We start from the raw sequence: 15,327 nt of genomic DNA, 5'->3' as shown, positions 1-15,327 counted from the left end.
GCAACCGAGACCCTTCGAAGGTGGAGAAGACCATGGAAGCCACAGGCTCCGCTGACCACGTACGGGACACCGACATCGCGATCATCGGTATGTCCGGCCGGTTCCCCGGCGCCTCCGATGTGGAGGCGTTCTGGAGCAACATCGCCTCCGGCACCGAGTCGATCCGCCGGTTCGACCGGGACGAACTGCTCGCCGCCGGCGTGCCCCCGGAGCACGCCGACGACCCCGCGTACGTGGCGGCCCGTCCTGTACTGGACGATGTGCGCGGCTTCGACGCGCCGTTCTTCAAGTTCAGCCCCCGGGACGCCACGGTCGCCGACCCGCAGCAGCGCTTGTTCCTCGAATGCGCCTGGGAGGCGCTGGAGTCGGCCGGGTACCCCGACCCACAGGACGGCGGAGCCAGGGTCGGCGTCTTCGCCGGCGCCAACCTGAGCACCTACATGCTGGAACGCCAGGGCCGCTTCCAAAGCGACCTCGCCGCCAACTCCTTCGAGGTCGTCACGGGCAATGACAAGGACGCGTTGGCGACCATGGTGTCGTACAAGCTGAACCTGACCGGCCCCAGCGTGTCGGTCCAGACGTTCTGCTCGACGTCGCTGGTCGGCGTGCACCTCGCCTGCCAGGCCCTGCGCAGCGGGGACTGCGAGATGGCCCTGGCCGGCGGCGTGTCGGTCCGGGTGCCGGACACCGTGGGCCACCTGTACGCCCCGGGAGGCCAGGAGTCGCCCGACGGGCACGTGCGAACCTTCGACGCAGAGGGCCGCGGGAGCATGTTCGGCGACGGGGCTGCGGCCGTCCTGCTCAAGCCCGCACGGGCCGCGCTCGCGGACCGTGACACGGTGCTGGCGCTCGTCCGCGGCTCGACGGTCAACAACGACGGAACGATGAAGTTCGGCTTCACCGCTCCCAGCATGGCCGGTCAGACCGCCGCGGTGAAGGGCGCCCTGGAGAACGCGGGCGTGCGGCCCGGGGACATCAGCTACGTCGAGGCCCACGGCACCGCCACCGAGCTCGGGGACCCCATCGAGGTCGCGGCACTGACCCAGGCGTTCGGCGGAGCCGCCGGGGGGCGCAGCTGCGTCCTGGGGTCGGTCAAGACCAACGTCGGCCACCTCGACCGGGCCTCCGGCGTCACCGCGCTGATCAAGGTGGTGATGGCGCTGAGGGAGGAGGTCATCCCCCCGACACTGCACTTTCGCACCCCCAACCCGAAGATCGACTTCGAGGGCGGCCCCTTCCGGGTCAGCGCCGATCCCGTCCCGTGGCCCCGGGAGCCCGGGAGACCGCGTATCGCAGGCGTCAACAACCTGGGGATGGGCGGTACCAACGCCCATGCGGTCGTGCAGGAGCCCCCGGCCGAGGCGGTGCGCCCCGACGGTGAACGCCGCCACCACGTGCTGCCCGTGTCGGCGCGTTCGCAGGCCGCCCTGGAGGAGGCCTGCGCCAGACTGGCCCGCCACCTCGACGACAGGCTGCCCCGCCTGGACGACACGGCCTTCACCCTCCAGGTCGGACGCCGGGTGTTCGACCACCGCCGTGTCCTGGTCGCCTCGTCGACAGGCCAGGCGGCCGCCCTCCTGCGCGGTGAGGGGACCGGTGCTCCGGTCCGCACCCGCCAGGAAACCTGGCGGACCCGGCCCGTCACCTTCCTCATCGCGGGTGTCGGCGAACAGTTCCCCGGTATGGTCGCGGACCTCTACGCGACGGAGCCGGTCTTCCGGAAGCACGTCGACGAGTGCTGCGCCCACCTCGACACCGCACTCGCCTCGGACGTCCGCGCCCTGCTGACGGAGCCCCGGAACCCGGTGGACCCCGACGCCGCGCTGCGCGGGTCCGAGAGCGGCGGGGACCCGCGTGCGGCCCTTCTGCGCCGCACCGACGTGGCCCAGCCCGCTGTCTTCGTCGCCGGGTATGCGCTGGCCTCCACACTCATGCACTGGGGGGTCGTACCGGGTGCGATGGTCGGCTACAGCGTCGGCGAGTACGTGGCCGCGTGCCTGTCCGGGGTGTTGTCCCTCCCGGACGCCGTCCGGCTGGTGGCACACCGGGCACGTCTGATCGCGACCCTGCCCGCGGGCGGCATGCTCGCGGTCGGCACGGCCGAGTCCGCGTTGCGAGCCCTGGTCCCGGACCTCGCGGACCGGGGCGTCGACCTCGCCGCCGACAACGGGGACCAGGTGGTCCTCGCCGGCTCCGCGGAGGCGCTCGCGGAAGTGTCCGAGGAACTCACGGGGCGGGGGGTGCCGTGCCGGGACCTGGGGACCACCCACGCCTTCCACTCCCGCATGCTCGACGGCGCCGGGGAGCAGCTCACCGCCTGGATCTCCGAGTCGGTGACGCTCAATCCGCCGACACTGCCGTACTGGTCCAACGTCACCGGCGGCACGGCCACCGCGGCACAGGTCACCGACCCGGGCTACTGGGCGGAGCACATGTGCTCCACGGTGCGTTTCGCGGACGCCGTGGAGGCGGCTCTGGGGGACCCCGACAGCGCCTTCGTCGAGGTCGGCCCCGGCCAGTCACTGGCCACCATGGTGCGCGCCCACAGGGCCTGCGGACAGGAGCGCTGGCCCCACATCGTGTCGACCCTGCCCGCGCGGGTGCAGGACAAGCCCGACGACCAGTCGCTCGCGGAGGCGCTCGGCCAGCTCTGGCTGGCCGGCGCGGAGGTCGACTGGTCCGCCTACCACGGGTGTGCCGGCGCCGAGGCGGAGGGGCGTGCCGCACTCCCGCACCGGGTGCCGCTGCCGACGTATCCGTTCGAGCGCCAGTCGTTCTGGCTGGAGGTCCCGCCCGAGGACACCGGGGCTGCCGTGACGGGCCCGGCCTCCCTCAAGCAGGAGGTGGAGGCGATGCCGCTGCTGCCCGAGGAGGACTGGCTGTACCAGCCGACCTGGCGGCAGACCGCGCCTCGGCGGCCCGCGCGGACCGAGGCCGGCTGGCTGCTGCTGACCGTGCCCGGCGCCGCAGCGGCCACGGCTGCCCTCATCACCTCCCTGGACGCCTCGGGCGCCCCCTACGTACTGGTCGAGCCCGGTACGGAGTTCGCGGAGAGGAACGGCGTCCGCACCATCCGCCCCGGCGCTCCCGAAGACGCCCGGGCCCTGCTCGGTGAGCTCAACACGGCCGGAGGCCTGCCGACCAGGGTCGTGCACCTGTGGCACCTGGACGACGCCGACGACGAACGCGCACACGGGGACCCGGCCGAGCGGACTGTGCGCCACGGCCTGCACACCCTCGTCGGGCTCGCCCAGGCCTACGGCGACCTCGGGGTCGCATGGCAGTGCGACGTGGTGACCGCCGGCTCGCAGCGCGTACTCCCCTCCGACGCGGCGCACATGCGGCCCGAGCAGGCTACTTCCGTCGGTGCCTGTCGTCTTCTGCCGATCGAGTATCCGGGGACCGTGGCCCGGTTGATCGATATCGGTCCCCGGACCGGCGACGTGGCCCCCCAGCTCGTCGGTGAGCTGCTGGGGCAAGCGACCGACCGGGTCGTTGCGCTGCGCGAGGGCCGGCGTTGGGTCCCGACCTATGACACCTTCCCGCGCGGGACCGGGTCCCCCGAGACTCCCGGGCTGCTCCGCGGCGGTGTCTACCTCATCACGGGCGGGCTCGGAGCCGTCGGCCTGGCGATGGCGCAGCAGCTGGCCGACGAGTACGCGCCCACCCTGATCCTGCTCGGGAGGACCCCTCTGCCGCCCCGCGTCCTGTGGCCGGCCGTGCTCGGCAAGGAGGACGCCGACCCCGCCATGCGACGCCGCATGGAGGACGTGCTCGACCTGGAGAACCGGGGCGCGGAGGTGGTGGTCCTCAGCGGCGACATCACCGATCCCACGGTGGCGCGCCAGGCCGTCGACCTGGCCAAGCAGCACCACGGGCGGCTCGACGGGGTCCTGCACGCCGCCGGTGTGCCCAGCACCGGGCTCACCCAGTTCAAGGACACCGGCGGCATCGACCGCGTGCTCGCGCCCAAGGTGGCGGGTACTCGCGCCCTCATGCGGGAGCTGGTCGGCGAGGACGTCGGGTTCGTGGTGCTCTTCTCCTCGGTCGCCGCTGTCACCGGCGGTGGCGCGGGGCAGCTGGACTACTGTGCCGCCAACGCCTACCTCGACGCGTACGCCTGCTCCGAACCGCTCCCCGGTACCCGGGTCGTGTCGATCGGCTGGAGCGAGTGGGTGTGGAATCCGTGGTCGGACGGCCTCGACGGGTACACCGACGAGGTGCGGGAGTTCTTCGTCCGGCAGAGAGAGGCCTTCGGCATCGACCGGGAGCACGGCTGGCGTGCGATGGTCGACGTCCTGCGCAGCGGTGAACCGCACCTGGCCGTCTCCACCCAGGACCTCAACACGATCCTCGACCAGACCCGGCGGTTCACCCTCAAGGACTTGCACGAGGCATCCCAGCCGGTCGGCAGCGGGAGCATGAGCTACCCCCGCCCCGACCTCTCCGTTCCCTACGTCGCGCCCCGTTCCGAGGCCGAATCCGCCATCGCGGCCGTCTGGCAGGAGCTGCTGGGGCTGAGAGAGGTGGGGGTGGAGGACAACTTCTTCGAGCTCGGAGGCAACTCGCTCATCGGGGTCAGCGCGGTGGCCGAGATACGCGCCTCCCTGGACCTGGACCGTCTCGCGCCCAACGCCATCGTCCAGGCGCCCACGGTCGCCGCGCTCGCCGCGCTGGTCGACGCCTCCACCGCGCCCACGGGGGAGGCCGGGGACGGGGACGTCGACCGGCAGGCCCGGGCCGACCGCCGCAAGCAGAACTTCAAGGCCAGGAGGCGCTGAGTGGCCGCGACGAGCCCGACGGCGTCCGATGCGCCGCTGACCCGGAGCCAGCGCTACATCTGGATCGGCCACCACGGACTTCCGGAGGGAAGCCGTCACGAGTTCAACATCGTCATGTCCTACACGCCGCCGCAGGGGTCGAGCGTCGAGAGCCTCACAGCCGCCCTGGAGCATCTGTCGGGCCGGCACCAGGCGCTGCGCACCACCTTTCCCGCCGACGGCCCTTACGGAGCCTCGCAGAGGGTGCGGCCTCCCGGCCCACCCTCCGTCGTCGTGCACCGGACGGAGCTGCCCGCGACGTCCGAGGCCGTGTCCGCCTTTGCCCGGGCGGACTTCGAGCTGGAGAACGACCTGCCGATGAGGGCATGTGTGGTCACCACCGGGGGACGGCCGCGCCGACTGCTCGTGGTGGTGCACCACATCGCGGTCGACGACTGGAGCCTGGGCCTGATGACCCGGGAGTTCGAGGAGATCCACCGGTCGATGCTCAACGGTTCCGTGCCCGCCTTGGCCCCTGTCGGTCGACGTCCACTGGAGCTCGCCCACTGGCAGCAGACGGAGCAGGGACGTGAACGCAACGCCGCCGCCCTGGCCTACTGGGGCGAACAGCTGCGTTCCGCTCCGCCCGACGTCTTCGACCGGCGTCGGGGCGAAAGGCCCGGCGCGGGGTCGTACAGTGCCTCGCTGACGTCTCCCCGGGCGGCGGCCGCCGCCCGGGAGCTCGCCGCACGCCACGGCGTATGGCCCTCGGACGTGTACGGAGCGGTGTTCGCCGCGGTTCTGTCCGCGTACACCGGGCACCGGACGGTCCCGGTGCGCAACTACTTCGGCAACCGTGAGGCCGAGTGGCAGAAGCACCTCCTCGCGTGCCTTCTCCAACCCGTGCCGATGAGCCTGGAGCTCGTGGAGGGGGACGCCTTCGACACGGTCGTGAAGCGGTGGGGCCGCCGGTTCGAGCTCTCCCGTGAGCACGCGGACGCGGCCTACGACGAAGTGCTCGAGCTCACCTCGCGGGTCGGACGCCTGCGCCGGACACCAGTGCGTGTGGGGGCCGTCGTGAACTACCTCGGCCGGCATTCCTCTGCCCACGGAGCCAGGCGCGCCATGTTCACGCGCAACCCGGAGCCCAGGGCCTGGGCCCACCTGGACGAGGACGCCTACTTCCGGGTGTACGACCACCAGGACGCCGCGGTGCTCGCGCTCAACGCGACGGCCGAGGTCATGGGGGAGGAGGACGTGGAGGCACTGCTCCGGGGCATCGACGCGTTGCTCGACTCGCTCGTCGGCGCTCCTGGGGACGCGGCGCTGGACGGGGTCCTGGAAGGAGTGCTGTCGGGTGCGACGCCGACCGGTTCGGCCGGTGCCGCTCCCGACGGCCTCGACCGGCTCGCGCGTTGCCTCGAGGAGGTCCCCGGCGTGATCGGGGCGCACGTGGTCGCGGGTGAGCACGGCAGCGGGCCCGTGGCTCACGTCGCAGGAGCCGTCGCCCCGGAGTTCCTGCGCGCCCACGTTCTCGACCGGGCCCACGGGGTCGGCGGTCTGGTCTGCCCCGGCCTCTTCGTGGTGTGCGCGGAGCCTCCCGCGGACCCCTCGTCCGTCCGGAACTGGGAAGAGCGGTCGACCACGGCATCCGGGGAGGGCCGCGGGGTCGGTCTCGACCAGGCGGATGGACGCGAATGCGCCCTGGCAGCGGCGGTCATGTCCGCCAACTCCCTGCCCGGGGTGGATCTGGACGACGACTACGTCGCGGTCGGCGGCCGTGTGGCGCGGATACCGCACCTGCGCCGACTGCTGGAACAGCAGGGCTGGGACCCGCCGACGCTGACGGCGCTCTCGAGCATCAGGCCGCTGCGCCTGCTCGCCGGGCGCATGCGCCCCCTCGTTCCCGAGGCGGCCGACCCGGAATGAGGCCCCTGTCCCGGAGCGGGAACTCATGCGATTCGGTGGTCGGCGCGCTCGGCGGACATGCGGACGGGAAGTGCTTCAGGAGGCTCGGGCGCGTGCATTCTCCCGGCGTTCCCCGGCAGGTGCGGTCTTTCCGGCTGCCGCCCCGCGCCCGCAGGCCGGCTGCCGACGCCGCGCGGGCCGGTCCGTCCCCTCCTTTTGCCGCCCCCCTGCCCGCCCCGCGTTCGCTACTTGCCGGTGCGACCCTATGTCAACCCGGTTTTCCGAATGGATATGTCCACATTCGGACAGGCTTATCTCCTGGGTACTCCGTTCGGTGTAATATATGGCCGGAGTGGGGGTAGGCGTTTCATTTCGGGCTGTAGCAATCGCCTGGCGGTGATGCACCTCCCGGGGCTGGGTCGCCGTTCCCCTTCATGGGAGGCCTTCGGGAGTGCACCTCACCCGACCCGCGGCAATGACTAAAAGTAAATGCTTCCGCACGCTTTGCTTCCAGGGTTTTCGTGCCTGTTTCTCCTGAATTCTGGCAGGGGAAACTCGTTAAATCGGGATGCGATGGGAGTGCTTGTCAGCCTTGTGGGGGCCGTGCTATGCTGCGCGGGATATCCGGAAAACTCAAGCTTTCTCATGGGAGCGCTTCCACGGGAAGGGGCATTGCCTCCCCCGGGAGGAATCGTCGGTGGCCCGCGGGATGTCCGTGGAGTGGTCGGATATACCTTGGAGCTCCTTTATTCCTGGCGTACTCCTCTGTGTGCCCGGAAACCATTGACTGTGACGCAGAGTTGTTCGTGTTGGAGGTTGTGGCATTGCCATGGTGAACACTGCTGGTGGTGCGAATTTCGCGGTCCCCGACTTCGTGGAGCGGGGCCGACTCCACAAATGCGGAATGAATCTTCCGGTGGCCCCGCCACTCGGACCGGTGGGGGCCGGCGGACGGTCGTCGCCGACGGCGGGTTCCCGGACCCTCCCGGATCGGGCGAACCCCTGTGCCGCGGAGCCGGCCCTTCGCACCGGGGGACCGGCGACCGCCTGGACGCGCGCGTACCCCGTCCGAAGCAGCGCTCCCGGCCCCCTGTCCGAGGGCTGGCCGGGGTCGGACCTCCGTCGGGCGGGGCCGGTGCCGAACGACCCGGGAGCCGGAGCCGCGCCTGCCGGGTCCCGCCCCTCCACCGACGCCTCTCCGGCCGTCACCGCCACCGATGAGGAGCGCACCACCCATGCCTGACATCGCAGAGCTCGTCCGCGAGTTCGGGTCCCCCCTCTACCTCTACGACCTGCGGCGCGTGCGCGAGTCCGTCGCCTCCCTGCGCCGTGCCCTCCCGCCGGGCACGCATATCTACTACTCGCTCAAGGCCAACCCGCATCCCGACATCGCGGCCGCTGCCCGTGCCGAGGGCTGTGACGCGGAGGTCACCTCCCGGAGGGAGGTCGCCGACGCCGTGATGGCCGGGTTCCCCGTCGGCGAATGCCTCTACACCGGTCCGGGAAAGAGCGAGGAGGCCATCGCCTGGGCCGTCCAGGAGGGGGTCAGGCGCTTCTCCGTGGAGTCGGAGACGGACTTCCTGCGCGTGGCGCGCACCGCGCACCGCGTTCGGGAGACCGTGCGCTGTCTCATCCGCGTCAACGGGACCGAGGCCGGCGGCGGGGTCGGTCTGCGGATGAGCGGCGGGCCCTCGCAGTTCGGTGTGGACCTCGCCGATGTCGGACGACTGGCCAGGTCCGTCCAGGAGCACCCGAACACGGAGATGGACGGCCTCCACTTCTTCCCGCTGACCAACGCCAAGGACGAGGAGTCGCTCCTGGACGAGTTCTCCCGTACGTTGCGGGCGGCGGCGGCCCTGCGTGCCGAGGGGGTGCCGATCGACCGGCTGGACATCGGCGGGGGGTTCGCCGCCCCCTTCGCGGTGCCAGGGGAGCTGCCCGAGTACGGCACCACGGCCGATCGGCTCGCCACCGCCCTGGACGAGCACATGGTCGGCTGGCGCGAGGGCGCCCCACGGATCTCCGTCGAATCGGGGCGCTACGTGGCTGCCGGCTGCGGAACCCTCGTGCTGGGGATCCTCGACGTGAAGAGGAGCCACGGACGCGCGTACGCGGTGCTGGACGGCGGGGTGAACTGCCTGGGCGGCATGTCGGCGACGGGGCGGCTCCTGCCCCTCTCCGCGGTGCCGCTGGAGGCCGCCGACAGCTCCACGGGCGGGACCGAGGCCGTGCACATGGTGGGGCCGCTGTGCACACCGGTCGACGTCCTCGGGCGCGGTGTCCCCCTCGTGGAACCGCGGGTGGGCGGACTGGTCCGTGTTCCCAATGTCGGCGCCTACGGACTGACGGCCAGCCTCCTGGCCTTCCTCGGACACCCCGCCCCCGCGGAGGTGGTCGTGGACGGCGGGCGGCTCGTGTCCGCGACGCGCCTGGAGCTGGAGCGCCGTCCGGTCGCGCCGTCCCCTCGAGGGAGCCGTGCGCCCCAGCCGGACCGGCCGGCAGTGCGGATGCGAAGTCGAGGGTGAGGCGGATATGACCACCGTACGGATGACCACGGTTCCCGTGATCGGCGAGCAGGTCCGCGAGGGCCCGGCGACATGGGGACAACGGACCACATGGCGGCACCTCCAGTGGTTCCCCGAGGACCACCGCCGCTTCAACATGCAGGAGGCCTTCGAGATCGCCCCGGGCGCCGATCTCGACGCCGTCCTCTCGGCGGTCGCCGATCTCGTGACCGGTAACGTCACGCTTCGGACGCGACTCTCGCAGGACGAGTCGGGTGCGCTCAGGCAGCGTGCCGAGGCCTCCGGAGCGCTCCCGGTCGAGATAGTGGAGACCGGGGACCGCGAGCAGGCCGACCTGCTCGCAGTGGTGGAGGGGATCAGCGAGCGGCTGCGCCTCCTCGCCTTCGATCCCGCCCTCGGCTGGCCCCTCCGCGTCGCGGTTCTGGTGCACGGGGGCCGCCCCCGGGCCCTGGTCCTCTCCCTCTCCCACGTCGCCACCGACGGTGTGAGCCTTCGTGTGCTGGTCGAACGGGCACAGGCCCTCATCGCCGACAGGGCCGCCGGCCGTGCACCCGCCCGCAGCCACCGGGAGACGGAGCTCCTCGAGATCGCCGCGTTCGAATCCGGCGAGACCGGGCGCTCCTTGTCCGACGCGGCGATCCGTCACTGGTGCCGGGCTCTGCGGGAGGCGTCGGAGCCGGTGTTCTCCGGACCTCCCCTGGAGGTGACGGGCGCCCGCTACCGGTCGAAGAGGATCAGGTCGTCCGCGCTGAACGCGGCGGTACACGTCATCGCCCGGCAGCATCGTGTGAGCACGGCGATGGTCTTCCTCGCCGGACTGTCGACGGTGCTGGCACGCCACACGGGAGGCTCCAGGGTCCTCATGAAGGTGGTGGCCAACAACCGCACCGCGGATGTCGCGCACATCGTCTGCCCCATGGCGCAGGACGGTGTCTTCGCGGCCGTCCGTCCGAGCGGCGGGCTGGACCGGACACTGCGGGATTCCTGGGGCCCGGCGATGCGCGCGCACCGCCACGCCCGCTACGACCCGGACCGGCTCGACGAGGCGATCGCCGAGATGGAGCGCGAACGCGGGCACGCCCTCGGCATCACCTGCTGTGTCAACGACCGGCGAAGGGACCAGCGGACCTCGTCCGAACTCGCGCACACCCCACGGGAGCGGCTGGAGGAGCTTCTCGGCGACACCGAGGTCGAGGACGCGGGTTCCTACGAGACCCACGACCTCCAGTTCTTCGCGCAGATCGACTCCGACGAGCGGTTCGCCGACCTGTCGGTGACGGTGGACACCCGACACATATCCCGTGACGACCTCGGCCGGATACCGCTCCTCCTGGAGTCGCTCATGGTGCGGGCCGCCCAGGAAGGGGAGCGGTCGGAGGACGGGACGCAGGAACCCCGGGCGGGTTCGTCCGTGCCGGTCCCCCGATCTCGCGGTTGACCCCTCCGTGGGTTCGCGCCCATTTCTCGGACATTTTTCAACGGCTCTAGGACACCTATCGAATCGAAGGAGGTTCGGTATGCAGTTTCTCTTGCTCGGCCCATTGGAAGTTCTGGACGACCGAGGGGACAGGATCACCCCCACCGCGCTGCGGCTCCGCATGCTGCTGACCCGTCTCTGCATGGACGCCGGTTCCGTGGTCGCCTTCGACGAACTGATGGAGGCCCTGTGGCCGGAAGGGCGCCCGCGCACGGCGCCGACCGCACTGCAGGTGAGCATTTCACGGTTGCGGAAGTACCTTGCGGCCACAGGGGCGGATCCGATGGCGGTCGGCACCATGCCGTACGGCTACTCCATAGACCTCAAGGACCACAGTCTGGACATATGGAATTTCCGGAACGTCCTGACCCAGGCCCGGCAGCAGGATCGGAGCGGTTACCTCGACAACGCCACCCTGCTGTTCCGGCAGGCACTGGACCAGTGGCGGGGCGACGCCTTTCCGGAGCTGCGCGAGTCGGTGGCGCTCTCCGGAGCCGCCAGGGCGCTCGAGGAGGAGCGGGACGCCGCATACGGAAGGCTCATCGAGATCGAGCTGAACCTCGGGCGGCACTCCATGGTCGTCGGAGAGCTGTACCAGATGATCGCCCGCTTCCCCGGACGGGAGAAGCTGTACGAACACCTCATGGTCGCCCTCTACCGCAGTGGGAGAACGGCCGAGGCGTTGGAGGTCTACGCAGGGCTTCGCTCCCACCTCACGGACGAGCTCGGCATCGAGCCGGCGGAGTCCCTCCGGAGGATCCACGTGTCCATCCTCTCCAGGGCGGACGAACTGGACCTGACGACGAGCGCGTAGGCGTCCCGGGGCCCTCACGCTGCTACGTCGGCCGCACGTGAGAGCCTCGGCGCAGCCGGGCCGGCACCGTGCGGCCCCGGTCGCCCGGCGCCTCATGCGGGCCCCGTGCCCTCCGCCCCGACCATCGCCACCAGTCTCGCCAGTCCCTCCTCGAACTCCGCGTCCCAGTCGACCGGGAGGTCCAGCACCTCTCCCAGACGGTGGTGCGCCGGCAGTTCCCGGGGGTCCAGGCGCTCACGCCGCTCCCGGGTCCCGAGGTTCCCCTCCCCGAAGCGGCCGCTCACCTCCGAGACGGCGAAGCCCAGCACGAACGTGCTGAACATCCGTTCCCAGCCCGCCACCCGCTCGTGGGGGATCCCCGCCTCCATCAGGGCGCCGTACAGGGGATCCACCACGCGCATCGCCTCCGGCAGCACCACGGGCCTGTTCAGGAGCACCGAGAACGTTCGCGGGTACCGGTGCGCCGCGGCTCTGGCCCCGCGGGCGCATGCGAGCAGCCGCTCGCGCCAGTCCGCCTCCGGATCGGGCCGGGGCACCTCTTGCAGTACTCGGCCCACCAGCCAGTCCAACAGCTCGTCCTTGCTCGCGAAGTACCCGTACAGGGCCATCGGCGTCAGGCCGACCTCGGCCCCGATCGCACGCATCGACATGGCTGCGAGGCCTCCGTTCTCAGCGATGCGCAGAGCAGCGGAGAGGATCTCTTCCCGTCTTTCTTGATTTATCTTTCCCATGGCTATACTTTACACCATAGACAATGTTTCTATACACCGAACAGAACGGATGGTCATGGCATGTTGGAGGCATTAGGACTGGTGAAGGGGTACGGGTCGGTCAAAGCCCTGGACGATTTCACTCTGGTCGCCCGGCCAGGTGAGATCGTCGGACTCGTCGGGCACAACGGGGCCGGTAAGACCACCTTCGCCAACATCGTCTCCGGGCTTCTGCGCCCCGACGGCGGGCGGGTCCTCGTCGACGGAAAAGCCCCCGGCGCCGCACGCCACCTCCTCGGGCTCGCGCCCCAGCACATCGCGCTGTACCCGACGGTCACCCCCCGTGAGACCCTGCGGCTGTTCGGTGGACTGCAGGGGTTGCGCCGGCGTGAGCTCGGCCGGGCCGTCACCGAGATCGCCGAGGCCCTCCAGATCACCGACTTCCTCGACCGCAGGGTCGGGATCCTCTCCGGCGGCCAGCAGCGCCGGGTCCAGGCCGCCGCCGCCATGGTCCACAAGCCCGCGCTCCTCCTCCTGGACGAACCCACCGCGGGTGTGGATCCCGAAACCCGCCAGTCCCTGTTGGAGGTCGTACGCGACCACGCCCGGACCGGGGCGACGGTCGTCTACACCACCCACTACCTCCCCGAGCTCACCGACCTGGGGGCCAGCATCGCCGTCGCCCGCCACGGGCGGGTCATCGCCAGGGGCGAGGCCGGCGAGCTGCTCCACGGTCTTCCCGGAGAGGTCCGGCTCACCTTCGAGGACGAGGAGATGTGCGTCCCCACGACCGATCCCACCGCCACCCTGGCCAAGATGCTGGTCGAGGCCACCAAGCCCGTGCGTTCGGTGGACCTGCGCCAGCCCACCCTCGACGACCTCTACCAGGCGGTGGCCCGTGCGCACTAACCTTCCCCACCGCCTGGCCCTGCTGGTCGGCCACAACACCACGCTCCGGTTGCGCGACCCCGGTCACCTGATCAGCTACCTGGTCATGCCGATGGTGCTCATGCTCGTCTTCAGTCCGCTCTACAGGGCCGCGCTTCCCCAGGGCGGTGAGGCCCAAGCGGTCATCGGCATGCTGGTGATGTTCTCCGTGCTCTCCCTGTCCGTCGTGGGCACCGCCTTGCTGACCGAACGCACATGGCGCACCTGGAACCGGATGCGGGTCACCCCGGTCTCGGTCGTGGAGATGCTCATCGGCAAGGCGCTGCCCGTCTTCGTGCTGCTGGTCGTGCAACAGACGATCCTCATCGTCTTCGGGGCCCAGGTCGTGGACATGCCCGTCACCGGCTCCTTCGCGCTGATCCTGTCGGCGGTCTGCGTGTGGTCCTTCGCCCTGCTGGCCATCGGCGTGGCCCTGGCCAGCGTCGTGCGCAGCCACGGCGAACTCGCGGCCATCTGCGACGTCGGTGCGCTGACGGTGAGTGCGTTGGGCGGAGCCCTGGCCCCGATCACGATGATGCCCGCCTGGGCGCAGGCAGTCGCGCCCGTTTCCCCCGGCTACTGGGCGGTGACCATGCTCAAGGCCGCGGTCGCGGGGGAGGCCGACACCGTCGCGCGGGCGGCGCTCATCCTCGTCGCGGTCGGAGTGGTGGCGGGCGTGCTGGCCTGTATCCGCATCAGCCGGGGCCTGAAGGAACTCCAGGGGTAGAGACGCGCCTCACCGTCGCGGCCCCTCGGGGGAGGGGGCGCGCGAACGGTCCCACCGCCGGCGCGAGAGGCGCCGCACGGGGCCGGCGGGCAGCCGGGACCGGTCCGCCGGGCCGACGACGGAGAAGGGGCCGAGGGGAGAGGCCCCGAGGGCCTGCCGCGGGGCCGCGGGGACCCGCGGCACGCGGGCGCCGCCCCCCGCGGACCGCGGGACGTCGACGTGCCGCTGCGCCACCCCGAACGCCGCACCCGTCACCGCCTGCGACAATAGGGACATGCCGTCCATCTCTCCGTTCCCGGGGCGCACCGCCCGTGCCCACCGGGAGCGGTCGCGCCGCCGCGCCCGCCACGGCGCTCTCCGGCCGACCCCGCCGGAGACGCGCCCCGCGACTGCGGCCCCTCCGCGCCGTGCCGCCCGGCGGGTGCTTCCGTCGGGCGTCGGGGCGTGCCGCCCGTGAGCGCGGCCGGGGCGGACCCGTCCGGACGCCGTCCTCCCTCCGGGGAGCCCCCGCCCCCCGGCGAGGGCGCGGGCCTGGGGGCCTGGCGGCGTGAGCCTAGCACCCTGGTGAAGCAGGCCGCCCCGCTTCCGGGGGGCGCCGACGCGCCCTTCGTCATCATCGCGGAGTCGCACGCCCCGGGCGCCCCCACGGAGTGGGAGCCGCACGCCCACCCCGCGCACGAGCTCGTGTGGGTGCGCTGCGGGGCCGTGACCGCCCGTGTCGGCGACCGCGTCTTCACCGTCTCCGAGGGGTGCGGGCTGTGGGTGCCCACGGGGGAGGTGCACGCCGGCCGGCTGACGGCCAGGGCCGAACTCCACACCGCCTTCTTCGCCCCGGACCGCACGCCGGTCGCCTTCGAGGGACCGACGGCCATCGCGATGAGCCCGGTGCTGGAGTCACTGCTCCTGCACCTGGCCCGCACCGACATCGACGCCGGGGCGCGGGCACGGGCCGAGGCGGTCGTGTTCGACGTGCTGGAGCCCTCGCGCCCCCAGCCCGCCCTGCAGCTGCCGGGCGACCCCCGGGCCGACGTGATCGCCGAGGCCCTGCTGCGCGACCCCGCCGACGACCGCTCCCTGGAGGAGTGGGCGCGCGACCTGGGGGTCAGCCCCCGCACGATCAGCCGCGCCTTCCGCACCGCCACCGGGCTGTCGTTCGCGCAGTGGCGACAGTCACTGCGCATCCACCGGGCGCTCACGCTGCTCAGCGAGGGGTGCGAGGTGCAGGACGCCTCCGAGCGCCTCGGATACGCCCAGACCAGCACGTTCATCGACGCTTTCCGGCGCGTGATGGGCACCACCCCGGGGACGTACTTCGGCACGCCCCGCGCGACCGCTGGCCGGAATTCCGTATCCGGGGTCCGGAAGTCCTGATTGCAGCCGCGGAGTAGCCGTACCTATCCTGAGTGAGTGAAGGCTAACCTAATCTCCTCCTCGGGCGGGCTCGCGTGCGCACGGCCGAAACCGCTGCTCACGGGGCCC

9 protein-coding genes are annotated in these 15,327 nt (G+C 71.6%); 8 read left to right on the top strand and 1 reads right to left on the bottom strand.

From position 1 onward, the window contains the following. Nucleotides 1-32: 32 nt before the first annotated feature. From ACQPYD_RS20150 to ACQPYD_RS20130, 5 genes are all read left to right on the top strand, one after another. A complete protein-coding gene (locus ACQPYD_RS20150; RefSeq protein ID WP_433697148.1) occupies nucleotides 33-4,781 on the top strand; it encodes an SDR family NAD(P)-dependent oxidoreductase in 4,749 nt (1,582 codons plus the stop codon). Beyond that, nucleotides 4,782-6,689 carry a condensation domain-containing protein gene (locus tag ACQPYD_RS20145; protein WP_433697147.1) on the top strand — a complete coding sequence of 636 codons (1,908 nt, stop codon included), beginning with the start codon at nucleotides 4,782-4,784 and terminating at the stop codon, nucleotides 6,687-6,689. Nucleotides 6,690-7,903: 1,214 nt separating this feature from the next. Continuing rightward, nucleotides 7,904-9,193 carry an alanine racemase gene (locus tag ACQPYD_RS20140; RefSeq protein WP_433697146.1) on the top strand — a complete coding sequence of 430 codons (1,290 nt, stop codon included), beginning with the start codon at nucleotides 7,904-7,906 and terminating at the stop codon, nucleotides 9,191-9,193. 7 nt (nucleotides 9,194-9,200) lie between these two features. Next, entirely contained in the window at nucleotides 9,201-10,631 is a 1,431-nt protein-coding gene (locus ACQPYD_RS20135) for a condensation domain-containing protein (protein ID WP_433697145.1), read from the top strand. A 79-nt stretch (nucleotides 10,632-10,710) separates the two neighbouring features. Further along, nucleotides 10,711-11,484: an AfsR/SARP family transcriptional regulator gene (locus ACQPYD_RS20130; protein ID WP_433697144.1), complete on the top strand. Its 774-nt coding sequence runs from the start codon at nucleotides 10,711-10,713 to the stop codon at nucleotides 11,482-11,484. Between the two features lie 92 nt (nucleotides 11,485-11,576). Here the strand turns inward: ACQPYD_RS20130 and ACQPYD_RS20125 are convergent, their stop codons facing one another. Next, nucleotides 11,577-12,215, bottom strand: coding sequence for a TetR/AcrR family transcriptional regulator (locus tag ACQPYD_RS20125; RefSeq protein WP_433697143.1), 639 nt, complete (start codon nucleotides 12,213-12,215; stop codon nucleotides 11,577-11,579). A 60-nt stretch (nucleotides 12,216-12,275) separates the two neighbouring features. On the opposite strand from ACQPYD_RS20125, the gene ACQPYD_RS20120 reads away from it, so the two are divergent. The 3 genes from ACQPYD_RS20120 (at nucleotide 12,276) to ACQPYD_RS20110 (ending at nucleotide 15,219) form a co-directional block, all read left to right on the top strand. Next, nucleotides 12,276-13,103 carry an ABC transporter ATP-binding protein gene (locus ACQPYD_RS20120; RefSeq protein ID WP_433697142.1) on the top strand — a complete coding sequence of 276 codons (828 nt, stop codon included), beginning with the start codon at nucleotides 12,276-12,278 and terminating at the stop codon, nucleotides 13,101-13,103. Further along, entirely contained in the window at nucleotides 13,093-13,848 is a 756-nt protein-coding gene (locus tag ACQPYD_RS20115; RefSeq protein WP_433697141.1) for an ABC transporter permease, read from the top strand. Before ACQPYD_RS20120 ends, ACQPYD_RS20115 begins: the two co-directional genes overlap by 11 nt. Before the next feature lie 564 nt (nucleotides 13,849-14,412). Beyond that, complete coding sequence (locus tag ACQPYD_RS20110; protein ID WP_433697140.1) at nucleotides 14,413-15,219, top strand: AraC family transcriptional regulator; 807 nt, start codon at nucleotides 14,413-14,415, stop codon at nucleotides 15,217-15,219. Nucleotides 15,220-15,327: the final 108 nt, after the last annotated feature.

Source organism: Nocardiopsis sp. CA-288880 (assembly GCF_050955985.1).
In the GTDB taxonomy this organism is placed as follows: Bacteria; Actinomycetota; Actinomycetes; order Streptosporangiales; family Streptosporangiaceae; genus Nocardiopsis; species Nocardiopsis tropica.
This window is presented reverse-complemented; position numbering and strand designations above follow the sequence as displayed.